The sequence below is a fragment of the Desulfitobacterium elongatum genome (assembly GCF_055378975.1).
In genome coordinates, this window is sequence record NZ_AP038772.1 from 881,191 (window position 1) to 906,025 (window position 24,835).

Sequence of the window (24,835 nt, forward strand, 5' to 3'; positions counted from 1 at the left end):
ATTAACCATTTATTATCATATTTGCAACTAGTATTGATGAAATATATTGTCATCACTCTATTTTTCATTGAGATTCTTATTGTCAAGTGATATAATGCTTTCAACAGCGATTAAGGTTTCTTCATTTTTATTAGGAGCGAGTGCTTATGTCGGTTAGCTATAAAAAGCTGTGGAAACTTCTTATTGATAAGGATATGAAAAAGAAAGACTTGGCAAGTACTGCATGTATCAGCACCTATACCATTAATAAACTCAACCGAGGAGACAATGTTACCACCGACGTCCTTGTCCGCATTTGCAAGTCGTTAGAATGTAATATTGGCGATATCATGGATGTCGTGGATGATGAGAGGAAATAAACCCAACTGGAGATTGCTTAAAGGACATGATGTAGAGGCATGATAGGAAGGTTTTACCTTAAATAATAATGTACGGTAGAATCTCATCAATTTAAACTGGGGAGTAATCAATCTATGAAAGCGGAGTTAATGAAAAGGCTATTCAAAGGAATCTTCTCTGAAGACGTCGTGTCCCTAAAAAAGATAGCCAATATGATAATAAGTGAAGAACGGCAGCTCGGTCATGCCAAGCTAGCCGATTCTCTCGAACACATCAGTGTTACCGAGAAACCGAGGTTTAGTTTGTACGGAGATAAGCCTAACATCGGAAATGGGACTGGTGTTTCCGCTTTGCCGACAAGTAAGCGTGATAATTCTCAACTTGTTTCATTTGTCCCTCGCGAACTTCTGAAACATCATATGGTGTTGCCGTCTGATGTAGAAAAGCGTCTGCAATCAATTGAAAAGGAATATGCGGCAAGGGAACGCCTTGGTAAATATAACCTTTCACCTAAGAAAAAGATTCTCTTGCACGGTTTACCTGGGTGCGGCAAGACACTCAGTGCAGAGCGAATTGCGTGGAATTTGGGGTTGCCGCTCCTTAAAGTTCGTTTTGATGCCTTGCTTTCCTCATACTTTGGGGAATCGGCTTCAAATCTTCGTGCTGTATTCGATTACTGCAAGAGAGAGCCGGTGGTTCTTCTTTTGGATGAGTGTGATTTCATTGCCAAATCGAGGATAACAACGCAGGATGTCGGCGAAGTCCCACGAATCGTAAATATGTTATTAACACTACTTGACGAGTACAACGCCCCTGGACTGATTATAGCGACAACTAACCTAAAGATACAGTTGGATGAAGCATTGTTTCGGCGATTCGATGATGTTATTGAAATTCCTATGCCGCAAACCGAGGAACGTGAAAAACTGCTGAAGATGACACTTTCCGCTATCCCAGTGGATGCAAGCGTTGATTTTCGCACTCTTGCAGAACAAATGGATGGATATTCATATGCCAATATTGTACTGACTGCGCAACGTGCCGCAAAGTATGGCGTTTTGGCGGGAAATAAAAGTGTAGATAAAGCACACTTTGAACAGGCCATAGCCGAAGGTTCAAAGTTCTAATCATAGGAGGAAAATCTTATGCCTAGCACAAATGACTTTATGCACTTGCCGTTTCCGTTGAAAAAGACGGGACAAGCAAAGTACCCGCAAACGCCCATTCCCGGTAAACAGGCTACTGCACATAATAAACAAAATCGACAAGCGCACCACGGCAATCTCCGTTCGCAAGCACAAGGATTGTCCCGCTTTTGGCAGGAGCGTCAAACTGCGCGCCAAAATCAGAATCTACCTACCATTGCAGGCGGGGTGCCTTTCTTGCTCGAAATTGAACCAACAACCGATGTCGAATTTCTGAGAGGTTTAGGCTTTGAAGTTGTTTGCGATCTTGACGAAGGCTTTATTGTCGTGTCATCAGAACAGACTGACCTTGCAGATTTTTTGCAGAAAGTCGACGGGTTTGTTTCTAATATCAGAGGAACCGGAAACATTGCTAAGGTCTATGCGTTACATACCGATGAAGACCGCTTAAAGCGCATATTGTCTGCTGATTTATATGCCCAATGGAGTACCTTGGGAAACGATATGGTTTACACAGTTGAAATTTCAGTTAGTTGTGCCGGCACCGCATCGCCGCCTAATTTACCGAGCAAAAGGGAAAACGAGTCTGAAGATGAATATAACAACCGAATTAAAATAAAGATTGACCAGTACTACCAAGAAGTCGACGAATTAATAATGGAAAGACAAACGCAATTGGAAACTATCGTCCGAGATTATAATGGCGAATTCATTTCTTCGTTCATCGAGGATGGCGATACATTCTCCGTAACACTGAAAATAACTGGAAGCGGGCTACGTGACATCACCCTTAACTATTCATATATTTTTGAGGTCTCACTTAAGGCGGAGGTTGTAGTAGAAATTGCTGTAGAAAATACTCATGCAGTATCTGAAAGCCTTACTATAAATGCACCCTCGTCAGAGAGCCCTGTGGTTTGTGTCATCGATAGTGGAATTCAAGAAAACCACAAATATCTTCAGCAAGCCATTGTATCGACGGATTCTGTTTGCCTGATACCACATGAAACAGATACTTCCGACGAGGTTAATTACGGGGGTCATGGTACCAGAGTTGCAGGTGCCGTATTATATCCTAACGGTGTTCCGACCAGCGGAACATACCAGCTCCCATGCTTCATAAGAAACGTGAAGATATTAGCAAGTAATAACGGAATGTCTGACGATGTGAGTCGTGAGGGCATAATCGATACAGTGGTAAAGCGATTTGCTGTAGATGCACATAAAATAACAAAGATTTACAATCACTCAGTAGGCGAGCGTAAACCATTCTATGAATTAAAGCATATGTCCCCTTGGGCGGCGAAAATTGACGAGGTATCATATGAGAATGATGTTCTATTCATCCAAGCTGCAGGAAATATGAAAACCGACGTAATAAAGGCACATATACAAGCGGGATATCCTTATCCGGCTTATCTTGGTCAGTCACTTTCACAAATATCAAACCCTGCACAAAGTCTGCAGGCTTTGACCGTTGGGTCGATTTCGCATAGCGATTTTGAGACTGATGATACTATTGCTTTGGGGAAAAATGGTGAAGTATCATCTTTCTCCCGCGTAGGGCCTGGTATTTGGGATAGCATAAAACCTGATGTAGTGGAATATGGAGGAACTCATGCAATTAACAAAGTAGGTGCTGCTGTGGATTTGACAACCCCTGAGGAAGTCTGTCCTGAATTAATTCGTCGTTCGCCACAAGGTCCAGCTTTTTCAAAAGACGACATTGGAACATCGTTTGCGGCACCGAAGGTTACATATATAGCTTCTGAAATTCAAAAAGTGTTACCCAATTCACCCGCCTTATTGTATCGCGCTTTGATCGCACAGTCAGCGCGGTGGTTGAATGTACATTCAGCTTTCTCTATTGAAGAGTGCCAGACATTGCTTCGGCGAATAGGCTATGGTTTGCCCGATGTCGGACGAGCCACACATAATGATGAATATCGGGCAACATTAACCTCTATGGAACTAATGGAAATCGGTGATGGTGAAGCCCACGTTTATACGGTTAACGTGCCAAATGAACTGCGAAACTTGGGTGAAAACTACAATATTCTCGTAGAAATAACCCTCTCATACGCTGCAAAGCCAAAGAGAACAAGGAGAAGCCACAGAAGCTATCTTTCAACTTGGCTAGATTGGACTTGTAGCAAGAAGAACGAGACAAGGCAGGATTTTGAAGCTAGGATTTTTCAGGCGGATTTGTCTGGACAAGACGATGGTCAATTCCCTTGGGTGATTCATGAAAGGCCAAACTGGGGCCAAGCGAAAGGTTTTGCGCGACCAAGACAAACTTTGCAAAAAGACTGGTGTGTTGTAAATGCCAGTCAATTGAGTGATGAATTTTGCATTGCCGTCCGTGGGCATAAAGGCTGGGGTAGCCTTTTTAAGGCGAAATACGCTCTTGCCGTGAGTTTCGAGGCGATTGACCAGAATATTGAGATTTACGAATATATACGTCTGAATAATCAGGTTGAGGTTGAAACTACCGTTGAGAATCAAGAGATTAATGTTGAAGTTGACTATAGCGGTGATTTGTTCTAAAGGTTAAAATAATGCTATTTCAAGAAGTGTAACTAAATTGTGAAAATAAGCGATTGGGCCTAAATGTATGCACCCACACAGGCCGCTGTTAATAACAAAGACAAATAAAAAAATGCATACGTACAAATGAATTATGGGTATTGTTCTTAAAATTTTGAGACAATACCCTATTTCTTATACCCTTTCTTATTGGGGGATATAAAATCGAAAATAACTCATCTAAGGGGAGGTTCCAATGGCGCTGGTAATGCCATTACGATAAATTCAGACCACTTACTCAGTAACTTTCGTTTGAACCCGACTATTTTTCGCGATACAATAGAGAAAACCATAAGCGAGGATGTATCATGACCAAACATCATATCTATACAATGAGTGTCTCAAGTGTCTATCCCCATTATGTTACGAAGGCGGAGAAAAAAGGACGTACGAAAACAGAAGTCGATGAAATCATCCGTTGGTTGACAGGATATAGCCAGGAAGAGTTAGAAGCGCAACTAGAAAAACAGACAGATTTTGAGACCTTCTTTGCGGAAGCTCCCCAACTGAATTCTTCGAGGGCTTTGATCAAAGGTGTGGTATGCAGTGTCCGAGTGGAAGACATCAAAGAACCAACTATGCAGGAAATTCGCTATTTGGATAAGCTGATCGATGAGTTAGCAAAGGGAAAAGCGATGGATAAGATTTTGCGGAAATAATAATTAAATACGAAGAAACACTGATTCTATATATAAAATATAAAGAATCGGTTTTTTTGTGTTCCATAATAGTAAAAATCCGAGATTGGGCCTTCGAAGTAAGGCTCAAAAAGTATAGGGTATTGCACTTAAAAATTAGTGATTTTTAAGTGCAATACCTTATTTTTATTAAATTCAGCATAAACATAAAAATCCATTGACTAAATTAGTCAATGATACTACACTATGATTGACTAAACTGGTCAATGGAAATTGTGGGAGGATTTTTCTGTGGAAGAATTGACAAAACATAAGATATTTACAATGGAGGCTACAAAGCGTGACGCACTGCTTACAGTGGCCATGAGCAAGTTTGCCAAGAACGGTTACAAAAAAACCACAACGGATGAAATAATCTTGGAGGCAGAGATATCAAAGGGTTTGCTTTTCCATTATTTCGGCACGAAAAAGGATTTGTTTATATTTATGTTCCAATATGCAGTCGCTACAATAATGAAGGAATACTATGCACAAATTGACATGAAGGAAAGGGATATATTAAAAAGGCTGCGGAATACATTCTCCTTAAAGTTAAAGCTGACCAATAAATATCCTGCAATTTTTGATTTTGTAGCAACCGCTTTTTTTGAAAAGGACCCTGCGGTGGCTGGAAAAATCCATCAGTACGCAGATCAAATGTATTTCGATGCACAAAATGAGATACTTAAAAACATTGATCAATCTCTTTTTAAAGAAAATATGGATATCCAAAAGGCAGTCGATATTATCATATTTACCCTGAGGGGCTATAGTGAATCTCAAGCTTCACCGAAAAAATGCGTTGAAGATTACAGCAAAGAACATGAGCGGTATATAAGGGAAATGGATGAATATATAACGGTACTGCGCACGGCATTTTATAAGGAGGAGAAAGAGTATGAAATTTGCCTATAGTTACAGTGACATCACCAATGAAACAATTGGTTTCGCAGGAGGGAAGGGCGCTTCTCTTTGTAAGATGTATAATTCCGGGATTGCTGTTCCCAATGGTTTTGTCATTTTGTCTACAGCTTTTGAGAACAATAAGCTGAAAAAAGAAGTACACTCTGACATAGAAAAATGTCTTGAAATGCTGCCTGACAGTACTTTTGCTGTTCGCTCCTCCGCTCTTTCAGAGGACAGTGCAAGAACATCATTTGCGGGGGAGTTTGAATCCGTGTTGGATGTGGCAAGTACTGATGTATTTCCTGCAATTGAAAAGGTTGCCGTTTCAGCAAAATCTGAGCGAGTGATGGAATACAGCAAGGTTCACGGCATAAATAATGGTCACAAAATTGCAGTAGTAGTTCAAATCATGATCAATGCAAAAATGGCAGGTGTGCTTTTTTCTGCAGACCCTATTACCGGCAGTCATGTAAATATGGTAGGAAACTTTGTTTTTGGCGCAGGAGAGCAGCTTGTGTCTGGCGAGAAAAATGCCTATCCTTTTACGATATCAAGGCTGGGCGGAAAATACCAAGGGGATAGATCTCTGGCCCCATACGCAAAGGCCATGTATAAGGCTGCTTTGAAAGCAGAGGAGATATTCGGCTGCAAGCTGGATATTGAATGGGTTGTGGAAGGCGGAAAGCTTTATATTGTCCAAGCACGCCCCATCACTACTCTTCAAACCATTAATTATGATACCTATGAAATCAATCAAAGCCTGGATACTGATGCCCTGTGGAGCAGTAATAACGTAGGGGAAGCTGTACCTGACGTAATGAGTCCATTTACATGGAGTTTGCTGCATGAGATGGATTTAGAGTGCCAGAAAGTACCTGGGTATTTTATGTTCGGCAATATTTGCGGCAGAACATATTCCAATATCAGCATTATGATTTCTTCGTTAAAAGTGTTGGGATATAATGTTCCAAAGGCAAAGGAGCTTATAAGCGATGTTTTTGGATATATACCTGAGAATATAGAAGTGCCTATTTATCCTTTTGCAACAGCGCATTTAATCAAGGAAATGTTCCTGCGGGCTAAGAAAAGCTTAAAACGTATGAGCGATTCAAAAAAACAAAAGGACTATTATTTAAAATATACACCGGTGTGGTATGTCAAAACACTTGAAAGCATAGAAGCCGCAAACACTAAAGAGGATTTGTATAAGCTTTGGACATCTGACGTACGGCCCTTCTTATCGGCTTTATGGTATATCTGGTTTGGAGGAGCTGGAAGTGCAACATTGGCCACACTTCGGAAAAAGCTTTCTAAGATGGCAGGCGAAGAATTGGCCAATTTGTTATGTTCTAATTTCAGCGGCGAACAAACTCTTGTAAGCATGCAGCCGTTGCTGGCAATAGAACAAGTGATTAATGGCAGCTTAACCCATGAAAAATACCTGGAGCTTTATGGTCATAGAAGTCCTCATGAGCTTGAGGTTTATTATGAATACCCTGCAGACAATCCTTCGTTTATAGATCATCAAATTAAGGAATACAAAAACAGCAATCTAAGACCCACTGAGCTCATAAAAAAGCAACATAGTGAATTTGCGAAGGGCAAGATACTTTTTGCGCAAAAATTCCCTTCGAAGCAAAAATGGCTGGAGAAAAAGCTTGAAACTATTTCTAAGGATGCTAATACCCGTGAATCCCTGAGGAATGAGTTTATAAAGGTTTTTAGAGTAATGAGGCATTTACTGCTGAAAATCGGCTCTGTTACAGGGATTGGTAATGATATATTTATGATGTATTGCTTTGAAGTTCCAAAGTTTTTGCAGGGCGACATTGAAATGCTGGATAAGCTCGCGAGAAGACGCGAGAGTTTTGAAGAATATCAAAAGATGCCTGTTTTCCCACAGTTGATTAGAGGAAGGTTTAATCCCAAGGAATGGAATAATTCTAAGGATCGGAGGCAGGACTACTACGACCCTAATGCCCAGGTGCCAACAATAGACAAAAACGACATTAAAGGTTTTGCCGGAGCCCCGGGCACAGTGGAAGGAAGGGTGCGTATTTTGCGCAGCTTTGATGAGGCAAAAGATTTTCAAAAGGGAGAAATACTTGTAACTACTGCGACAAACATTGGCTGGACACCACTGTTTCCAAAAGCTGCCGCCATTATTACCGATCTCGGCGCACCTTTATCTCATGCTGCAATTGTGGCGAGGGAGCTGGGGATTCCTGCAGTTGTAGGCTGTGGAATAGCAACAACCGGGCTAAAAACAGGGGATTTGGTTATTGTAAACGGCAGTATTGGTGTTGTTACGAAAAAAAGTTGAGCCCTGATTTGTAATTTAAAAAGCAATAACAACACTTGAAAGTTCAACACATTCACAAATGAAAGCTTATGAAACTAATGGTTACAAGAAGTGTTCCATAATAGTAAAAAATAGAGGTTGGTCTTTTATGGTTGCAGCCACCCAGGCCGCTGTTAGCAACAAAGACCAATTAAAATAAAAATTGAAAAAAATCGATGACTTATGGTACTATATTAAAAGAGAAATTCATATTTAAAGTTTTATAGGGTTCCGCAGTCTATGCAAGAACTGGCCTGGACCAAGATAAAACGCACAGTTCTCGGTGTACACGGAAGGATAAAAGCCTGGGAGATATTAAAGTATATCTTCCGGGTTTTTTAGATTTAATAATTATGTGATGAAAGCGAGGAAATAACTAATGTTTAGAGAGATGAGAAGAGGTAAGCAATTATTATCAATGGAAGACACCGTAGCTGTAATGGATAGATGCACAAATGGTGTCCTGGCATGCTTAGGTGATGAAGATTATCCTTATGCAGTTCCACTTAGCTATGTCTATTTCAATGACAAAATCTATTTTCATTCAGCAAAAGCTGGACATAAAATCGATGCTATTATGAAGAACCCTAAGGTATCATTTTCAGTAATAGATGAAGATACGATAGTAAGCGAAAAATTTACCAGTTATTTCCGCAGCGTTATTGCTTTTGGTAAAGCAAGAATTGTGGAAGGTGATGAATGGCTGGAAGCTATTAAGGCCTTAGTTGAAAAGTATTCAGCAGATCAGCCTGAAGAAGCCAAACATAAGGAAATAACCGGATGTACGCAAGCTTATATAATTGCAATTGACGTCGAGCACATGACTGGCAAGGAAGCCATTGAATACGTCAACGCTAAAAGATAATAAAGTGTTCCATAATGTGAAAAAACGGCGATTGGTCTATTTTAAGAAAATTTTATATTTTGGTTTTATAGGGTTCCGGAGTTTTTTAAAAAAGAACTGGCCTGGACCGAGATAAAACGCACGGTTTATCTGTGTTCACGGAAGGATAAAAGCCTGGGAGATATTACAAGTATCTTCCGGGCTTTTTTATTAATTATATAAGGAGTGAAGAACATGAAATGGATACTATTAGTTATTGCAGGACTTTTAGAAATGGGCTGGGCTGTAGGTTTGAAGTATTCCCAAGGGTTTACAAAACTTGTACCGAGTATATGTACAATATTGGGGATGATAGCAAGTTTCTATTTTTTATCATTAGCCTTAAGAAATCTTCCATTAGGAACAGCTTACGCAATCTGGACAGGAATCGGCACAGTAGGGACTGTAATTTTGGGAATTATACTGTTCAAAGAACCTGTTGACCCAATAAGGCTAACCTTTATTGGATTTATAGTTATAGGAATTATAGGCTTGAAAATTGTATCTGCTCATTAAATTAGATTTTCCTATGCGTTCATAGAAATAAATAAGGATATAAAATAAGCGGGGATTCTGTTAGGTCAGAATTCCCACTTCGATGGATAGGGGAGAAGATCGATTAGACAGTCAACTCCTGATGTGCTTCTTTCAACAAATCAGGGATCTCCAGCTTTTGGGGGCACTGCTGTACACAAAGGCCGCAGGTGATACATTGATCAGCCCCTGAGCCGGGAGTACGTAGATTTCTTTGATAAAAAAGCTTATCTATGCCTTGGGGCTTGGAGAACTGATAGCTGTTATAGACTTTAAAGATTTCTGGGATATTGACTCCATGCGGGCAGGGCATACAGTATTTGCAGCCTGTGCAGCCAATCCGCTTTCTCCCTTCATAAACATCCTGGATTTTGCGGATTAACTCCAGATCGCTTTCTGACATGACATTAGGCGCAGCATGATCAAAGATTCTCAGATTGTCTTTGAGTTGATCTAATGAACTTGTACCGCTTAAGATAACGGAAACCTCAGGCCGGTTATAAAGCCAGCGGAAGCACCATTCAATGAGTGAGCGCTTTTCAGGATAAGTATTGATTAATTCAGTTATCTCTGCTGGGACATTATTTAACAGAGAGCCTCCGCGCAGCGGTTCCATGATGACCATGGCCAGACCTTTTTCTGCTCCATATTTCAGCCCCTCAATACCGACTTGTTGGTGTTCATCTAAAATGTTGAGCTGAATTTGGGCCATCTCCCAATCATAGGAATCCACAATTTCCTTAAAAGCAGGAAAGGTATTATGGATGGAAAATGCTTTGTGGCGGATTTTCCCTTTTTCAAGCATTTTATCGAGAAAGGTGAGTCCATCGTATTTTTTTACGGTTTCCCAATGTTCATGATTTAGATTGTGGAGCAGGTAAATATCAATGTAATCCGTACCGAGCCGTAGGAGCTGTTCATCCAGATATTTTTCAAAGTCGGCATGACTGGTGATATAGAAGATTGGGCTTTTCGTGGCTAAATAGGTGCGTTCACGGTAGCCGTCTTTCAATGCTTTCCCAGTAATCACTTCGCTGTCTTTGTATATATAGGCGGTGTCCACGTAATTGACACCATGATCAATAGCATAGTGGACCATTTCTATCGCGTCAGCTTCATTGGAGGGAAATCTCATACATCCAAGGCCAAAGCGCGATACCTTTAAATCCGTTTTACCAAATTGAACATACTCCATTGATGGGTCACTTCTTTCTATAATTTTATTAAAATGATTTGATTTAAAAATGACTTCTTATTTTTTTCAGGTTTCACAACAAGAAGGAATGGGCAATCCTGCGTCATAAGCATGGCAGGCGTTATGGTAATAATCGAGCTTATGATCAAGCAAACGGAGATTTTCTTTTAAATCCTCCATTTGCTTCAATACATCTTCTTTATGCTTAAGCAGCATATCTTGACGGGCATGAAGGGTATGATTGCCTTCATGTTGCCAGTCCGTAAACTGCTTGATCTCCTTGATCGGCATTCCCGTATTTTTTAGACAACAGACAACCAAAAGCATATCCAGATCAGCTTCGGTAAAAACGCGATTGCCGGCTTTCGTCCTTGAGATGCTGGGCAGTAAGCCTTCGCGGTCATAGTATCTTAGAGTATAGGTTGTTAAATGCATCTTCTTGGCGGCTTGTGTTATGCTGTATTCCATGATCATCGTCACCTCGATTTTTATTGTATAGTAATATTGTACGACTTACAGTTAACTCTAAGTCAAGCTTATCCAAGGGAATTTTTTTATAAGCTGCCTATTGACTTATAGTTTACTCTAAGATTTATAATTACGTATATAATCAATTCTAGGAGGGTTATTGATGAAAGTTATTGCAATTAATGGGAGTCCCCGTAAAAACGGCAATACAGGACAAGCACTGCAGCTGATGGCTGATGAGTTGAAAAAGGAAGGCATTGAAGTCGAGATCATTCAGGTCGGACACAAGAACATTCATGGCTGTATCGCCTGCGGACACTGTTTTACTTCCGAACAGAACCAATGTGTTTTTAAAGATGACATTCTCAATGAGGTAGCGGCCAAAATGCGCGAAGCCGATGGATTTATCCTGGGTTCGCCAACGTATTATGCAGGAATTGCCGGGACCATGAAATCATTTCTCGATCGAGTATTCTATACCAGTTCGGGTTATTTTAAATATAAGGTTGCGACTTCAGTCGCAGTTGTTCGTCGTGCCGGCGGAGTGGATGTGGTACATCAGCTTAATAACTATCTCAATTTGGCACAAACGGTTACCCCGCCGTCCCAGTACTGGACTGTTGGCTATGGTAGAAGCGAAGGAGAAGTTCACCAAGACGGAGAGGGTATCCAGACCCTCCGTAAAAATGCCCGGGCAATGGCTTGGCTGCTCAAGGTGATTGATGCCAGCAAAGGCAAGATTCCTTTCCCGATTGAAGAAGAGCGTGTTATGACCAATTTTATCCGCTAAGGAATAAAGGATAATACTAAAAAGCCAGTTCAAGCAAGGAGCAACGATATAGGCTCTTAAGGTTTTATTATAGGAGAAAGAACAAAACCAAAAAAGACATGCAAATTTTGCATGTCTTTTTCTTTTTACCGGTAGTATATTTGGCCAAAAATAATTTAAAAAACTTAAGTTTTAAATTTTTTTGACATTTGACTTATATATCAGCTTGATATAATATCTATATATCAAGCTGATATGTGTGTAATTCTTTGAGTAAAGGCTCAGGAGGTTTAAAATGGCAAATGAAAAGAAAATGGATTGTGTGATTCTTGGACTGTTAAGTCATGAATCGCTGACGGGGTACGAGATAAAAAAAAGAATGGATACAGCACTTAAATTTTTCTGGAGTGCAAGCTTTGGAAGTATATATCCTACACTCAATTCCCTCCTTCAAGACGGCCTGGTAACTAAGCTTGAGATAACAGATAAGGGAAGAGATAAGGTAATTTATACAATTACGGATGCGGGAAGAGAGTATTTAAAACAATGGCTTGTATTTCCTGTGACAAAAGATGAGTTAAGATACGAGACTTTACTGAAGCTTTTCTTTGGAAGTGAGATTGGTCCAGAGGTAACAATCGGTCACATCCTAGATTTCGAAACAAAGATCAAAGGTGAATTGCCTTATTTAGAAGGGGCTGTTCGCGAATTAAAGAAGATTCAGAAAGAAGAGGAGGCGCATAGCTACTATCTGTTGACAGCTCTATTTGGAGAAAAAGTTTATAAGACATATATAGAGTGGTGTGAAGAGGCCAAAAAGATCCTGGAGGGTTAGGGCATGGATAAAAATATTAAGCTGACAATGATTGGTGTTGTCGTATTGGTGGGTTTATTTGTCTTTTGTGGCATTGCCTTTAATCAAGTGTTTCGATATATCAGTTACTCTTTTTATAAGAATACTGAACAATATACACAGGGAGATAACACAGTAAAAAAATTAGAGATAGGTAAAGAAAAAGATTTAATTGGATATGTAAGAAGCACTGATTTTACTCAGGCCAAGAAAACGATTCTTTTCTTTGGTGGCTCTAAAGAAATAGCTTACAATGCGGTATTAGACTATGGTAAGGTTTTTGATGATTATGCATTTGTATCTGTTGATTACCCTGGAAGTCAGGAAAGCAAAGGATCAATGAATTTACAAACCATGCAAGAAGCAGCATTAGGATTCTATGATTATATTGTCGATTTGGATTATATAGATAAAGATAATATATATATTATGGGAAATAGTTATGGTACAGGTATAGCAACCTATCTTGCATCAGAAAAAGGCTGTAAAAAGTTGGTGTTAGTTACTCCATATCGAGATGTTTTTGATTTATACAATGCAATTATTCCAATCTTTAATAGTCCATTGGGCTGGTTTATTACAGACAATATTAATACAAAAGAATATGCGAAATCTGTAACAGAACCAACTTTGATTATCACATCCGATTCTGATGGTACACTGGATCGGTCGATTTCCTATTCGTTAGTAAATTATTTTAATGATGCTCGTGTTACTGAATTTCAAGGGATTAAACATGCTGGATACCTCAAGGATGAAGGAGTTGTTTCAACGATTAAAAGTTTTTGTGAATAATTTAATTTTTGGAGATTCCATACTTATAGGACATGCTGTTAGGGCAGGATTTGGGGGGATGTGAATGATTGAATATAATCTGGGGAAGAAGGTCAACTTTGAACATCTTGTACAACTCTTCAACCAGGCAGGCTGGACAGATAAAACATCGGATCTAGACCGTCTACAGTTAATGGTTGAGAATTCACAAATCGTTGTCACTGCTTGGGATGAGGGGAATATGATTGGTTTCGCTAGATGCGTTACTGATCATGTATTCAATGGCCAAATAAATAACGTTATAGTTGACCAAGAATACCGCGGTAGGGGAATTGGTAAGGGACTTATTTCAAACATTCTTAACAGTAGTAAAATGGTTACTTACATTCTTAGAGGTGACTCTGAAAATGTAGATTTTTACAAGCATATGGGATTTAAGGACGCCAATTTATCTTTGGTTTATAATCGAGTTGAATGAATAATGTATAGGAGAAAAATCAGATGAGAAATATTGGAACAAAATGGCTCGAAACAGATCGGTTGATACTACGCATGTTTGAATTAAGTGATGCAGAACCAATGTATAGAAATTGGGCGAATGACCCAGATGTGACAAAATTTCTAACGTGGCCTCCACATGATAATATTAAGGTTTCATCGGATGTATTGAGAGACTGGATTAGCCAATATGAGAACGATACATTTTACCAATGGGCGATTGTGCTCAAAGAAAACGGCCCGGAGCCGATTGGAAGTATTAGCATTGTTAGGATGGATAAACGCATTGGAATGGTTCATGTAGGTTATTGCATAGGTAAAAAATGGTGGTATATGGGCATTACCTCTGAAGCACTTTCTAAATTGATTAGTTTTTTCTTTGAAGAGGTTCGAGTAAATAGGGTTGAATCCAGACATGATCCACTTAATCCTAATTCCGGAAAAGTTATGGAAAAGTGTGGTTTGCAGTACGAAGGTACTGTGAAACAAGGGGACTGGAACAATCAAGGAATTTGTGATTACTCTATGTATGGATTGGTTGCAGATGATTATTTGAAAAACTCTCAACTCACAAAATAAGGGAGTGGAGGTATTGGAAAAGGGTAAACTATTAAAAACCGAGGTTGGTCCTTGATGATAGCTGCGGCTCAAGCGGCTGTAAGCAACAAGGGTCAATAAATTAAAGCAACAAATAGTTAGAAATAGCTCTCAAAGCCTTATACATCAAGGTTTAGAGAGTTTAGGTACAAAAAAGTATGGGTATTGTCTTTGAGTGATTTTAAGAGACAGTACCCAATTTTTTATACAGTTCCATATGAAGTACAAAAAATGAAACTCAGCCGTCTCACATCTTTAATCATTTATTTAGTCTTATAACAAAAAGATCAACTAAAGTATTAACAAACTCATCTCTATCAAGAGGTGCTGATGAGAAAATATCTATTTGATCAAACTTAGAAAAAGCAAATTGATGTACTAGGCTTAGAAACATTTGAGAATACAGTTGAAAGTTTGATTTGGGAATAATCCCTTGATCAGATATTTTATTAAGATAATCGGTTAAATAATTGATGTATGAAGTAAGGATGGTCTGTACTTCAATGGCTATGGGTGAATTTAATGAGATTTCAATTAAACAAAACTCAATAAAAAGGTGATTTTCAAGAATTGAATCAATCAAAGTATTGCAAATATACCTTAGATCAACACTTAAATTACCTGATAAGTGACCGAATAGTAAGTCATAAAGAACTGATACGTCGGAGTAAGACTTAAAAATTTCGTCGAGCAATCCATCTTTTGTTTGGAAATGACGGAATACAGTAATTTCATTAACATTGGCTAATACTGCTATTTCTTTTATAGTTGTTAACCTATAACCATTCTTGCTAAATAGAGTTAAAGCGCAATCAAGAATTTTTTTACGGGTATCCAATTTCGAAACCATAACTTAGTTACCTCTTTTAATTAATTTCGACTCCATTTTATCAAGATTTATAAGAAAAGTGAGAACTATTTAAAAATATTTAATAAACGACAAATTGCGACAAAAACTTAAGAAAAAGTGATTATAATATAAGTATGAAAGTAATAACTTACATACAGTAAACGACCTGTCTAAATTCTTCCGAGTTTATAAGTCCTATACTTACAGTCAATTTAATATTTTAATGAGAGGATGTTATCAAAAGGATGAAGATTAAATTTTTAAACTCGATTGGTGGAAGATTGATTATATGGTTCCTTATTTTTTCACTAGTACCTCTTATAGGTATTAGTACATTTAATTATTTAACAAGCAAGACTAATATGACTAATGACGCTATTAGTAATATGAATGCGACGGCGAATCTAACTGCCGATGTTCTTAATGATTGGTTAAATGAAAAGATAGAAGTGGCAAATAATATAGGTCAAGACCCTGTGTTTGAGTCAGGGGATAAAGCACAAATAATTGATTATTTGAAACGGGAATCCGCTGCGACACCTTATGCAGAGGTTCTTATTTGGGCAGATAGTAGTGGCCAGGCAGTCAATTCACTAGGAGCAACATTAAATATTAGTGACCGTGATTATTTCAAGACGGCAATTCAGGGTCAGCCTACTATTTCAACTTTATTGGTATCCAAGAGTACAAATAACAATGTTGTTCCTATTGCAATACCTATAAAGGGAAAGCAAGGTACTTCAGTATTAGTTCTGAGTTTAAAAAGTGATGCCATAAAGACCATAATAGACAATGCAAAATATGGTCAAACAGGATACGCTTACTTGGTTGATAAAACGGGCCTTGTTATTGCTCACCCTGATAAATCGCAAATTCTTAAATTAAATGTCACAAAATCTGATGCCGAAAGCCTAAATCAAATAGGCCTTACAATGTTAAAAACAAATCAGGGAAATGGAGAATATACCTTTCAGAATATACAAAAGGAAGTGGTTTACACAAGTATTCCAAAAACAGGTTGGCGTTTGGTCCTAACTGCTCCTACAAATGAATTTTATGCTTTCGCTTCTAAGCTTTTATACTTAAGTTTGACAATAGGATTAGGAGTAGGAATAATTGTTGTATTATTAGCCTGGTTAATTAGTAAACAGATTTCAAAACCAATAGTGGCCTTAGCTCAGCAGACTGATGTTCTAGCTACAGGTGATTTGAATGTAAACATTAGTGAAGGTTTTTTGGGCGAACTCGGTGTTCTTGGACGGTCTTTAAAAATTATGACTGAAAATCTAAGAAACATTGTCTCCGAAGTTCATCAAAGCTCAAGTCAAATAACTGCTTCGGCACAGGAATTAAGCGCTTCGACTGAAGAATCGACATCTTCGGTGGAGCAGGTTGCCAGATCTATAGAGGAAATGGCTACTGGTGCTAGTAATCAGGCAAATAGCTCTCAACAAATTGTACAAATGGTTGATCAGATCGCCAACGCTATCCAAAGTGTGAATACTATGATTAATAAAACAGTAGAAGGCGCTAAGGCAGCAAAAGAATCAGTTGATGAAGGCATGCAAGCGGTAATAAATCAAAATCAGAAGATGGAAGAAAGCCTCGCCGTAACACAACAAGTCTCTAACGCTATTGAACAGTTAGTGAAACAATCTGCTGAGGTTGGAGTTATTTTAAGCACGATCTCGGCTATTGCTGAACAAACGAATTTGCTTGCTCTTAATGCTGCCATTGAAGCTGCTCGTGCGGGTGAGCACGGAAGGGGATTCGCTGTTGTAGCTGATGAGGTAAGGAAATTGGCCGAGGGTTCTAAACAGGCAACAGAAGAAATTGCCAAGATAGTCGCAGGGATTCAAAATGGTGCCCAAGATGCATTTGATCAAATGAATAAGGCTAAAACTGTGGTTGAATCACAGGAGCTTGCGGTAGAGAATACCCATAGATCTTTTACAAGTATCACTGCTATAGTAGGATCAATGGGGGAACGCATGGAAGAAATTAAGGCTTCCTCAGAAAAAATTGGTGGGCATATAAAGGACATTTCCGAAACTATCGAATCTATAGCTGCAGTTTCTGAGGAAAATGCTGCTGGAGCAGAGGAAGTTTCAGCGAGTACCGAAGAATTAAGTGCAACAACGGAAGAAATTGCAGCATCCGCAAATTCATTAGCATTGTTGGGGCAAGAACTAGATAAAGCAGTTTCTATATTTAGAATGTAGTCACTTGCTTAGAAATCACTGGAATAAAGGGATAATGTAAAAAATCTATTTGCATTATCCCATAAGCGTTGACTATAATCCAGATACAATGGGCATTTGAGATTAATCATACTATAAAGAGTATAGGGTATTGGAACTTAATTCATTTTGATTTTAAGTACCAATACCCTTATTTTTATTAAACGCTACATTTCTGAACACTAATCAGAAATAAAAAAGACTATTATGGAATAAAGTTACCCTTTGTCAAGGAGGGTTAAAAAAAGCTATAGTTGACTAAGAAGATGTGGTATGCTCCCCTAAAGGTAGACAGATTTGATTGAGATTGGGTTATCTTTGGGAATCGTATCCTAAGGGGCACTGCTCTTGAATTTGGGTTTGAGCAAGCTTAATCTTGGGACGATGACCAATACTCAGAAAAAGTAGAGTAGTTTATTTGGACCCTTACGATCAGATCTCAACAGCAGCAGGGTTTCAATCTTTGGGTTTTCTGTTGCTTAAATATCGCATAATCTCGATGATTGAGCTGCTTATATAGGGAAGAAGCCGATATTGACTATTTAGGGGGATATAGTATTGACAAATCATATAAAGGAGTATAAACTAAACCTATAAAAAAACTAGGATATTGCGATTGACTGAAAAGACAGAGATCGCTTCCTGATTCATTTCAGGGAGTGGTCTATTTTTATAGGTGAGTGATTGATAACTTTAAGTAGCGAATTACAATCGTATTTGTAGCAAACGAACGGGCTTCTCGTAAATCTGAGTGGATTTTCTGGTTATAGTCGTTGGAGGGGGTGATTAGATAAAATGAACGAGAGTTTAAATACTATACAGCATTCAGTAGATATTATGCTACAGGAGTTTGCCACAAAAGATAAACCTGACCAGGAAATGACGACCTTGTTATGTAAATATGGTATTGAACTGGGTAAAGCTATCAAAGAGTATATAGAATTGCAGGGGTTAGAACTAAATCTCAGGTCATTTCTGACAGGATATGGGGTTGTCCTTTCCTGTCACCGGAAAACATGTATAATACAAAGTGGCAGTGATCAGTACCGTATAATCCATTGTTCAGCAGATGATTATTGTTGCTTAAAGAACATAGAACTAGGAAATTTGTTATGTCAGTTAGATCTGGCAGTATTAGAAGGGTTTGATTCTGATCTGGAATTAGATATTACCGGAAGTATGAAGATAGGATCTCGTGATTATTGGTTTGAGTCTGAAATTACACAAACACCCTGAAGGTGGACATATCAGTGGCGCAACCCTGACCTCGAAAGCTTATCTTCAGGGAGTGGAAAATGCGCTGAAGCAGGCACAATAGCAATATGAAATAATCCCGCTTGAAACGGAAAGTTCAGCCAAGGCCTTCTGATGTCAAAATACGAATATAAAATTGATAATATCTTTGATTATGGTATACTATAATCAAAGAGGAGCCATGCGGGAAACATGACTCCAATGTAACAGCCGCTTGAAGAGCGGTCGGCTTAAGAAGATTGCGGAATAGACCGAACCTTTGTGCGGGGCGGTCTATTTCCTTTTATCGGAGGAAAGTATCAAAGCAACTAATGCTCCAAAAGAGATCATTAGCGTTAAAGCCTGGTATACTTCCATGGCAACACCTCCCTTCGGAGGAATGCCGGCCGCCCTGCAAGCCTTTTCTGTTACAAAATAATTATAGCATACAAGCGCTCTCAGCAGAGTGCTTTTTCTCGGCAGGGTGCTGGGCGGTCTCTTTAAATAACCCCATCCCTCAGGAAGAAAGGTATATTTACCAAGCTCTGTGCGGGAGTCTGATGCTTTTAGCAAAGGGATCCTAACTCTAAAGGGGAAAAGGTATGCTTTTGCTTGCTGGACGATAAGGAACAGAGAAGTTTTAGGCTACTTATGAATATTGGTCAGTGATAAGGGCATTTCCGCTGAAAATATGGAATTAAGTACAAGAACCATGGCTGACTAGCCAAAGGGAGGGCGCAGATGGGTATTTTATTGGTTGAAGACGATATCAGCTTGATTGACGGTTTGCAATACGCTTTGCTGAAAAACGGATTTGAATTAGAAATTGCCCGCACAGTCACCGATGCTCTGCAGTTGATTTTAAAAAACCGCTATGATTTACTGCTGCTTGATGTCACCCTGCCGGATGGCACCGGTTTTGCAGTCTGTGAGCAGGTTCGCCGGCAGGGGAATCCGGTGCCGATTATCTTTTTGACCGCTTCCGATGAAGAAGTGAATGTCATCCGCGGCTTGGACAGCGGCGGGGATGATTACATAACCAAGCCTTTTAAGCTGGGAGAGCTGTGTTCCCGGATCCGGGCGCTCCTGCGCCGGGCCGGAGCAGCCAGGCAAACCGGTCCCGCCATCTTCCGCTGCGGGGATATTGCCCTTGATCTTCTGGGCAGCCGGGTGCTGCTTAAAGGCCAGTCGTTGGAATTAACCGGCGCCGAATACCGGTTGCTCTGTCTGCTGGTACGCAATGCCGGACGTATCGTTACCCGGAAAGTTATCCTGGCTGAGCTGTGGGACGGAAGCGGAGATTTTGTCGATGATAACACGCTTTCCGTCTATATCCGCCGTCTGCGGGAAAAGGTGGAAGAAGAGCCGTCCCGCCCGGAGCGACTGCTCACAGTCCGCGGCTTTGGCTACCAGTGGAAAGAGGTGGCGGGATGAGCTTTTTACGAGAAAAACAGTCCCGCCGGTTTTTCCTGGCCCTGATCGCTCTGGCCATCCTCCTGCCCGCCCTCAGCGGTTTGTTCTCCCTGAAGCAGACTCAAGCCGCCCAGGAAATACTGCTCTCCCATGACAGCGCGCTGGCCGGCTCTCTTTTAAAGCAAGGCGTGTCCCCGGCAGTGATCGCCTCCGCCCTGGCCAACCCGCAGGACGGCGGGGGTGGGCCGGGTCAGGAATTGCTGATCCGGCTGGGCTATACGGAAGAAACTGCCGTCCGTTTTCTGCCGGCTGTCTCAGCTTTTGAAAATATCACCCTTCAATATGTTTTGTCCGGCACCCTGGCCTTTAGCGGAATTCTCCTTGCTTTAGCCATAGCCTTTCTCGCCCGAAGAGAGCGGTTGTATCAGCAGGCGGGCCGAGTCGTTGGGCAGTTTGCGGAGGGGAATTTCACGGCGCATTTGCCCTGGGCCGACGAAGGCACGCTTTATCAGCTGTTTGCTTCCGTAGATAACCTGGCCACCGCCCTGCAGGCCAAAGGGGAAACCGAAGCCAAAACACGGGAGTTTTTAAAAAACACGATCTCGGATATCGCTCATCAGCTCAAAACCCCGCTGGCCGCCCTCAATCTGTATAATGAAATTATGGCGGACGAGCCGGATCAGCCTTCAACCATAACCGAGTTCTCCCGGAAGACGGCGGCGGCTCTGGAGCGCATGGAACAACTGATCCAGTCCCTTTTGAAAATTACCCGCCTGGACGCCGGGAGTATTGCCTTTAAGCAAGAGCCCTGTCTGGTTGCGGAGATCGTGGCCCGGGCTACCCAAGAGTTAACAACCCGTGCGGCCGGGGAGCAGAAGCAAATCAGCGTCAGCGGCCAACTGGAAGAGCGGATCACCTGCGATTTGCCCTGGACCAGCGAGGCCCTGGGGAATATCGTTAAGAACGCTTTAGACCACACGGAACCCGGCGGGCAGATTCGGATTTTCTGGGAGCGTTCCCCGGCCATGATGCGTATTACGGTTGCCGATGATGGAAGAGGCATTGCGCCGGAGGATATCCATCATATTTTCAAACGCTTTTACCGGAGCAAGAATGCTATGGACCGACAGGGCGTCGGGCTTGGTCTGCCCCTGGCCAAAGCTATCGTTGAGGGACAGAGAGGGACCTTGTCCGTTCAGAGCGCCCCCAAGGCCGGTACGACCTTTACCCTTGCCTTTCTTACAGAATCGTAAGCTGCCATTCACCGGATTGTAAGCTGTACCTGATATTCTGGGAGGGAAAGGGGGTATGCCAAGGATGGAAATATTAAAAGTAGAGAACCTGAGCAAGACCTACGGCAAGGGGGAAGCACGGGTTGAGGCCTTAAAGGATGTTTCCTTTACGATGGACAAAGGGGAGTTTGCAGCGGTGGTCGGTGAGTCCGGTTCAGGAAAAAGTACGCTGCTGCATTGTATCGGCGGCCTGGATAACCCGACTGCCGGCAGGGTCTGCCTTGACGGTGAGGATTTGCTTGCCATGAAGGAATCGCAGCGCACTGTTTTCCGACGTCAAAATATCGGCTTCGTCTTTCAGTCCTTCCATTTGGTTCCCGAATTGACCGTGGAACAGAATATTATTTTCCCGCTGCTCCTGGACTATCAGAAACCTGATCCATCAGCAGTCAATGAGATTTTAGAGCTTTTGGGTCTGGCGGAACGGCGCCGGCATCTGCCCAGCCAGCTTTCTGGTGGCCAGCAGCAGCGGGCGGCGATTGGCCGGGCGCTGATTGCCAAACCCATGCTGATTTTGGCTGACGAGCCCACCGGCAACCTGGACACGAAAAACAGCCAGGACGTCATGGACTTGCTGCTGAAAGCGTCCCGCCGTTATCAGCAGACGATTTTAATGATTACCCATAATGTCGGTCTGACTTCCGCGGCAGACCGGGTGCTCCGGGTAACGGACGGTGTTCTCAGCGATTTGGGAGGGATCAGGGCATGAAAAGTTATCTTGATCTTATCCCTGTTGCCGCCCAAGTTCACAAAAAGCATAACAAAATGACCCGGATCTGTATCGTGCTGGCCGTATTTCTGGTCACAGCCATTTTCGGGATGGCCGATATGGAAATCCGCAGCCAGCAGCTGCAGGTTATTAAAGGTAATGGGAATTGGCACGTTATGTTCAGAGGAATCGATGAACAGGCTGCGGCGATGATCGCGGCCCGGCCGGAGGTAAAGTCGGCCGGGTGGTATGCCTATCAGGACGGGCAGGAGCAATATACAATTTCCGGCAAAGCGGTCAGGGTAGACGGATTGGACGGAAATGTCCTGGCTGATATGTTTCCTACGGAACTGGTGGCCGGGGTCTACCCAACGGAAAAGAATCAGGTTATCTTAACTGAAAACGCCCAAAGCGCTTTAGGGATCGGCTTGGGCGACACGGTCACTCTGGAGCGCCCGGCCGCAGCGCCGTTGCAGCTTTCCGTCGCCGGCTTTGTAGCGAGCACCTCCCAATTATTAAAGCAGGATGCCTATGCTGCTCTGTTAACACCGGAGGGGTTCCGTTCCGCTGTCCCCCCAGAGCGATCTTCCAATCAATTCATCGTGCAGCTTTCCCCCTATTGTAATATGCAAAACGTGATCGCGGATATTGCCCGGCAGTTTCAATTAACCGAACAGCAAGTTCTGCAAAATGGCAATCTACTCGCAGTGCTCGGTCAAAGCAACAACAATTATGTGCTTGCGCTTTACAGCGCCGCCGCTGTTTTGTTCGTAGTGGTACTGCTGGCCGGAGTTTTGATGATCACCGGCAGCCTGAACAGCAATGTCAGGCAGAGGACGGAATTTTTTGGCCTGATGCGTTGCCTGGGTGCTACCAGGAAGCAGATTATGCGCTTTGTCCGCCGGGAGGGTCTGCAATGGTGCAAAACCGCAATTCCTTTAGGTCTGGGCCTGGGAACTGCGGTTGTCTGGATTCTCTGTGCCGTCTTGAAATTTTTGAGTCCCGGCTACTTTGCCGAAATGCCGACTTTGGGAATCAGCTGGATCGGCCTGATATCCGGCGTTGCCGTAGGTATTCTGACGGTGTTGCTTGCTGCCCGTTCACCGGCCCGCAAGGCGGCGTGCGTCTCGCCTTTGGCGGCGGTTTCCGGCAACGCCGATGCCATTCACCTTAACCGCAAGGCCACCAGGATCACCTTCTTCAAAGTGGAGACGGCCCTGGGCATTCATCATGCCCGATCCAGCACCAGGAATTTTATTTTAATGGTCAGTTCTTTTGCCCTTAGTATTGTGCTGTTTCTCAGCTTTTCCGCAGCAGTTGATTTTATGAACCACGCGATTAAACCCTTAAAACCATGGACGCCGGACCTCTCCCTCATCAGCCCGGACAATACCGTCTCGATAGCAAACAGCCTAGCCGGACAGTTACGGGATAATCCGCAAGTCAAACGGGTCTATGGGCGGATGTTTGCCTATAATGTTCCGGCTGAAGTAGCAGGACAGGAAAAAGTCGTCAACCTGATTTCCTATGAGGAGCATCAGTTTGCCTGGGCACGGGACAGCTTGCTGGAGGGCTCTCTTGAAGATGTCAGGCAGAAAGATAACCAGGTTCTGGTGGTTTACGATCCCGCAAGTTCGCTGCAGGTTGGGGATATTCTGACCCTTGATTTGGAAGAGGGTCACCAGGAAGTCGCCGTCGCGGGGCTGCTTTCTTCCAGTCCCTTTGACCGGGTGGAGGGGGTGGAGACGGTTATTTGCTCTGAATCCACGTTTCGGCAGCTGACCGGTAGAACAGACTATACCATCATCGATCTGCAGCTTTCCGGCCAGGCAACCGATGAAGATGTAGAGGCGATTCGTACTCTGGCTGGTTCAGACCTCAAATTTTCCGATCAGCGCTTGAGCAATCGCGAAGGAAGAGGCGCATATTTTTCGCTGGCGCTGTTCATTTACGGGTTTTTGATTATTATCGCCCTGATTACCATTTTCAACATTGTCAACAGCATTGCGATGAGCATGGCGGCCCGGATCAAACAGTACGGTGCGCTGCGGGCGATCGGCATGAGCGACCGTCAGTTGGTCAAAGTGGTGACGGCAGAGGCGGCTGTTTATGCCGTGGCAGGCAGTATGGCCGGCTGCCTTCTGGGCCTGCCGCTGCACAAACGCCTGTTTGAACAGATGGTAACCTTCCGCTGGGGTGATCCGTGGCAGATTCCTTGGGATACAATTGGAATCATCGTGGCCATCGTCATGGTGACCACTGTGCTGGCCGTACGCGGTCCGGCCAAACGCATCCGGAATATGTCCATTGTTGAGACAATCAGCGCCCAGTAAAATGTGAGTACTGTAATTCAGGGAAAATCATTAACAAGTATTTAAAAAAACCAGAACTATGAACAGGCATGGCTTGTGTTCACAGTTCTGGTTTTCCTATGAGGAGCTGTCTTTGTGCAGGCTCATATCGCTATAAAACAATCACTGCTGCCGGGCAAGAGAGATAAAATTTATCAATCCTGGGCACATAAGCAGAAAGG

The 24,835-nt window shown here is 42.1% G+C and carries 24 protein-coding genes and 2 riboswitches; of the genes, 20 read left to right on the forward strand and 4 right to left on the reverse strand.

The window, feature by feature from the left end:
- Positions 1-146 precede the first annotated feature (146 nt).
- From ACZ42W_RS03995 to sugE, 8 genes are all read left to right on the forward strand, one after another.
- Complete coding sequence (locus tag ACZ42W_RS03995) at positions 147-359, forward strand: helix-turn-helix domain-containing protein (protein WP_464168697.1); 213 nt, start codon at positions 147-149, stop codon at positions 357-359.
- A 114-nt stretch (positions 360-473) separates the two neighbouring features.
- A complete protein-coding gene (locus ACZ42W_RS04000) occupies positions 474-1,466 on the forward strand; it encodes an AAA family ATPase (RefSeq protein ID WP_464168698.1) in 993 nt (330 codons plus the stop codon).
- An 18-nt stretch (positions 1,467-1,484) separates the two neighbouring features.
- Complete coding sequence (locus ACZ42W_RS04005) at positions 1,485-4,031, forward strand: S8 family peptidase (protein ID WP_464168699.1); 2,547 nt, start codon at positions 1,485-1,487, stop codon at positions 4,029-4,031.
- A gap of 347 nt (positions 4,032-4,378) precedes the next feature.
- Complete coding sequence (locus tag ACZ42W_RS04010) at positions 4,379-4,729, forward strand: DUF2200 domain-containing protein (RefSeq protein ID WP_464168700.1); 351 nt, start codon at positions 4,379-4,381, stop codon at positions 4,727-4,729.
- A gap of 270 nt (positions 4,730-4,999) precedes the next feature.
- Positions 5,000-5,662 carry a TetR/AcrR family transcriptional regulator gene (locus tag ACZ42W_RS04015; protein ID WP_464168701.1) on the forward strand — a complete coding sequence of 221 codons (663 nt, stop codon included), beginning with the start codon at positions 5,000-5,002 and terminating at the stop codon, positions 5,660-5,662.
- On the forward strand, positions 5,646-7,976 hold the full coding sequence (locus tag ACZ42W_RS04020; protein WP_464168702.1) for a PEP/pyruvate-binding domain-containing protein: 2,331 nt from the start codon (positions 5,646-5,648) through the stop codon (positions 7,974-7,976). Before ACZ42W_RS04015 ends, ACZ42W_RS04020 begins: the two co-directional genes overlap by 17 nt.
- A gap of 230 nt (positions 7,977-8,206) precedes the next feature.
- Positions 8,207-8,308: riboswitch (guanidine-I (ykkC/yxkD leader) on the forward strand.
- A gap of 65 nt (positions 8,309-8,373) precedes the next feature.
- Positions 8,374-8,859, forward strand: a complete 486-nt coding sequence (locus tag ACZ42W_RS04025) for a pyridoxamine 5'-phosphate oxidase family protein (protein ID WP_464168703.1) — start codon at positions 8,374-8,376, stop codon at positions 8,857-8,859.
- 56 nt (positions 8,860-8,915) lie between these two features.
- Positions 8,916-9,021, forward strand: a riboswitch (guanidine-I (ykkC/yxkD leader).
- A gap of 51 nt (positions 9,022-9,072) precedes the next feature.
- Positions 9,073-9,393: a quaternary ammonium compound efflux SMR transporter SugE gene (gene sugE / locus ACZ42W_RS04030; protein WP_464168704.1), complete on the forward strand. Its 321-nt coding sequence runs from the start codon at positions 9,073-9,075 to the stop codon at positions 9,391-9,393.
- Positions 9,394-9,496: 103 nt separating this feature from the next.
- On the opposite strand, the gene ACZ42W_RS04035 is transcribed toward sugE, so the two are convergent.
- Together ACZ42W_RS04035 and ACZ42W_RS04040 are read right to left on the reverse strand one after the other, a co-directional pair.
- Positions 9,497-10,606: an aldo/keto reductase gene (locus ACZ42W_RS04035; protein ID WP_464168705.1), complete on the reverse strand. Its 1,110-nt coding sequence runs from the start codon at positions 10,604-10,606 to the stop codon at positions 9,497-9,499.
- A 66-nt stretch (positions 10,607-10,672) separates the two neighbouring features.
- Positions 10,673-11,074, reverse strand: coding sequence for a MerR family transcriptional regulator (locus tag ACZ42W_RS04040; protein ID WP_464168706.1), 402 nt, complete (start codon positions 11,072-11,074; stop codon positions 10,673-10,675).
- Positions 11,075-11,237: 163 nt separating this feature from the next.
- Between ACZ42W_RS04040 and ACZ42W_RS04045 the strand changes: the two genes are divergently transcribed.
- The 5 genes from ACZ42W_RS04045 to ACZ42W_RS04065 all read left to right on the forward strand — a co-directional run bounded on the left by ACZ42W_RS04045 (position 11,238) and on the right by ACZ42W_RS04065 (position 14,547).
- A complete protein-coding gene (locus ACZ42W_RS04045) occupies positions 11,238-11,864 on the forward strand; it encodes a flavodoxin family protein (protein ID WP_464168707.1) in 627 nt (208 codons plus the stop codon).
- A gap of 274 nt (positions 11,865-12,138) precedes the next feature.
- Complete coding sequence (locus tag ACZ42W_RS04050) at positions 12,139-12,678, forward strand: PadR family transcriptional regulator (RefSeq protein WP_464168708.1); 540 nt, start codon at positions 12,139-12,141, stop codon at positions 12,676-12,678.
- A 3-nt stretch (positions 12,679-12,681) separates the two neighbouring features.
- Positions 12,682-13,491, forward strand: coding sequence for an alpha/beta hydrolase (locus ACZ42W_RS04055; RefSeq protein WP_464168710.1), 810 nt, complete (start codon positions 12,682-12,684; stop codon positions 13,489-13,491).
- 64 nt (positions 13,492-13,555) lie between these two features.
- Positions 13,556-13,948 (forward strand): GNAT family N-acetyltransferase, encoded by a 393-nt coding sequence (locus tag ACZ42W_RS04060; protein WP_464168712.1) that lies wholly within the window; start codon positions 13,556-13,558, stop codon positions 13,946-13,948.
- Between the two features lie 23 nt (positions 13,949-13,971).
- Positions 13,972-14,547 (forward strand): GNAT family N-acetyltransferase, encoded by a 576-nt coding sequence (locus ACZ42W_RS04065; RefSeq protein WP_464168714.1) that lies wholly within the window; start codon positions 13,972-13,974, stop codon positions 14,545-14,547.
- Positions 14,548-14,824: 277 nt separating this feature from the next.
- Here ACZ42W_RS04065 and ACZ42W_RS04070 read toward each other — a convergent pair whose 3' ends face one another.
- Positions 14,825-15,415, reverse strand: coding sequence for a TetR/AcrR family transcriptional regulator (locus tag ACZ42W_RS04070; RefSeq protein WP_464168716.1), 591 nt, complete (start codon positions 15,413-15,415; stop codon positions 14,825-14,827).
- A 245-nt stretch (positions 15,416-15,660) separates the two neighbouring features.
- Between ACZ42W_RS04070 and ACZ42W_RS04075 the strand changes: the two genes are divergently transcribed.
- From ACZ42W_RS04075 to ACZ42W_RS04085, 3 genes are all read left to right on the forward strand, one after another.
- Positions 15,661-17,637, forward strand: a complete 1,977-nt coding sequence (locus tag ACZ42W_RS04075; protein ID WP_464168718.1) for a methyl-accepting chemotaxis protein — start codon at positions 15,661-15,663, stop codon at positions 17,635-17,637.
- Positions 17,638-18,450: 813 nt separating this feature from the next.
- Positions 18,451-18,891: a hypothetical protein gene (locus ACZ42W_RS04080; RefSeq protein ID WP_464168719.1), complete on the forward strand. Its 441-nt coding sequence runs from the start codon at positions 18,451-18,453 to the stop codon at positions 18,889-18,891.
- Positions 18,851-18,973 carry an FMN-binding protein gene (locus ACZ42W_RS04085; RefSeq protein ID WP_464168721.1) on the forward strand — a complete coding sequence of 41 codons (123 nt, stop codon included), beginning with the start codon at positions 18,851-18,853 and terminating at the stop codon, positions 18,971-18,973. Before ACZ42W_RS04080 ends, ACZ42W_RS04085 begins: the two co-directional genes overlap by 41 nt.
- Before the next feature lie 209 nt (positions 18,974-19,182).
- Here the strand turns inward: ACZ42W_RS04085 and ACZ42W_RS04090 are convergent, their stop codons facing one another.
- A complete protein-coding gene (locus ACZ42W_RS04090; RefSeq protein WP_464170860.1) occupies positions 19,183-19,266 on the reverse strand; it encodes a putative holin-like toxin in 84 nt (27 codons plus the stop codon).
- Positions 19,267-19,629: 363 nt separating this feature from the next.
- On the opposite strand from ACZ42W_RS04090, the gene ACZ42W_RS04095 reads away from it, so the two are divergent.
- From ACZ42W_RS04095 to ACZ42W_RS04110, 4 genes are all read left to right on the forward strand, one after another.
- Positions 19,630-20,322 (forward strand): response regulator transcription factor, encoded by a 693-nt coding sequence (locus tag ACZ42W_RS04095; RefSeq protein ID WP_464168722.1) that lies wholly within the window; start codon positions 19,630-19,632, stop codon positions 20,320-20,322.
- The gene (locus ACZ42W_RS04100) at positions 20,319-21,554 is read left to right on the forward strand and encodes a sensor histidine kinase (protein ID WP_464168723.1); all 1,236 of its coding nucleotides are present in this window, start codon (positions 20,319-20,321) and stop codon (positions 21,552-21,554) included. The genes ACZ42W_RS04095 and ACZ42W_RS04100 overlap by 4 nt, the downstream gene beginning before the upstream one ends.
- Before the next feature lie 64 nt (positions 21,555-21,618).
- The gene (locus ACZ42W_RS04105; RefSeq protein WP_464168724.1) at positions 21,619-22,302 is read left to right on the forward strand and encodes an ABC transporter ATP-binding protein; all 684 of its coding nucleotides are present in this window, start codon (positions 21,619-21,621) and stop codon (positions 22,300-22,302) included.
- Entirely contained in the window at positions 22,299-24,635 is a 2,337-nt protein-coding gene (locus ACZ42W_RS04110) for an ABC transporter permease (RefSeq protein ID WP_464168725.1), read from the forward strand. The genes ACZ42W_RS04105 and ACZ42W_RS04110 overlap by 4 nt, the downstream gene beginning before the upstream one ends.
- Positions 24,636-24,835 lie beyond the last annotated feature (200 nt).

Coding starts and splice junctions, on each gene's coding strand:
- ACZ42W_RS03995 (WP_464168697.1), top strand. CDS start 147: ATGTCGGTTAGCTATAAAAAGCTGTGGAAACTTCTTATTGATAAGGAT.
- ACZ42W_RS04000 (WP_464168698.1), top strand. CDS start 474: ATGAAAGCGGAGTTAATGAAAAGGCTATTCAAAGGAATCTTCTCTGAA.
- ACZ42W_RS04005 (WP_464168699.1), top strand. CDS start 1,485: ATGCCTAGCACAAATGACTTTATGCACTTGCCGTTTCCGTTGAAAAAG.
- ACZ42W_RS04010 (WP_464168700.1), top strand. CDS start 4,379: ATGACCAAACATCATATCTATACAATGAGTGTCTCAAGTGTCTATCCC.
- ACZ42W_RS04020 (WP_464168702.1), top strand. CDS start 5,646: ATGAAATTTGCCTATAGTTACAGTGACATCACCAATGAAACAATTGGT.
- ACZ42W_RS04025 (WP_464168703.1), top strand. CDS start 8,374: ATGTTTAGAGAGATGAGAAGAGGTAAGCAATTATTATCAATGGAAGAC.
- sugE (WP_464168704.1), top strand. CDS start 9,073: ATGAAATGGATACTATTAGTTATTGCAGGACTTTTAGAAATGGGCTGG.
- ACZ42W_RS04035 (WP_464168705.1), bottom strand. CDS start 10,606: ATGGAGTATGTTCAATTTGGTAAAACGGATTTAAAGGTATCGCGCTTT.
- ACZ42W_RS04040 (WP_464168706.1), bottom strand. CDS start 11,074: ATGGAATACAGCATAACACAAGCCGCCAAGAAGATGCATTTAACAACC.
- ACZ42W_RS04045 (WP_464168707.1), top strand. CDS start 11,238: ATGAAAGTTATTGCAATTAATGGGAGTCCCCGTAAAAACGGCAATACA.
- ACZ42W_RS04050 (WP_464168708.1), top strand. CDS start 12,139: ATGGCAAATGAAAAGAAAATGGATTGTGTGATTCTTGGACTGTTAAGT.
- ACZ42W_RS04055 (WP_464168710.1), top strand. CDS start 12,682: ATGGATAAAAATATTAAGCTGACAATGATTGGTGTTGTCGTATTGGTG.
- ACZ42W_RS04060 (WP_464168712.1), top strand. CDS start 13,556: ATGATTGAATATAATCTGGGGAAGAAGGTCAACTTTGAACATCTTGTA.
- ACZ42W_RS04065 (WP_464168714.1), top strand. CDS start 13,972: ATGAGAAATATTGGAACAAAATGGCTCGAAACAGATCGGTTGATACTA.
- ACZ42W_RS04070 (WP_464168716.1), bottom strand. CDS start 15,415: ATGGTTTCGAAATTGGATACCCGTAAAAAAATTCTTGATTGCGCTTTA.
- ACZ42W_RS04075 (WP_464168718.1), top strand. CDS start 15,661: ATGAAGATTAAATTTTTAAACTCGATTGGTGGAAGATTGATTATATGG.
- ACZ42W_RS04080 (WP_464168719.1), top strand. CDS start 18,451: ATGAACGAGAGTTTAAATACTATACAGCATTCAGTAGATATTATGCTA.
- ACZ42W_RS04090 (WP_464170860.1), bottom strand. CDS start 19,266: ATGGAAGTATACCAGGCTTTAACGCTAATGATCTCTTTTGGAGCATTA.
- ACZ42W_RS04095 (WP_464168722.1), top strand. CDS start 19,630: ATGGGTATTTTATTGGTTGAAGACGATATCAGCTTGATTGACGGTTTG.
- ACZ42W_RS04100 (WP_464168723.1), top strand. CDS start 20,319: ATGAGCTTTTTACGAGAAAAACAGTCCCGCCGGTTTTTCCTGGCCCTG.
- ACZ42W_RS04105 (WP_464168724.1), top strand. CDS start 21,619: ATGGAAATATTAAAAGTAGAGAACCTGAGCAAGACCTACGGCAAGGGG.
- ACZ42W_RS04110 (WP_464168725.1), top strand. CDS start 22,299: ATGAAAAGTTATCTTGATCTTATCCCTGTTGCCGCCCAAGTTCACAAA.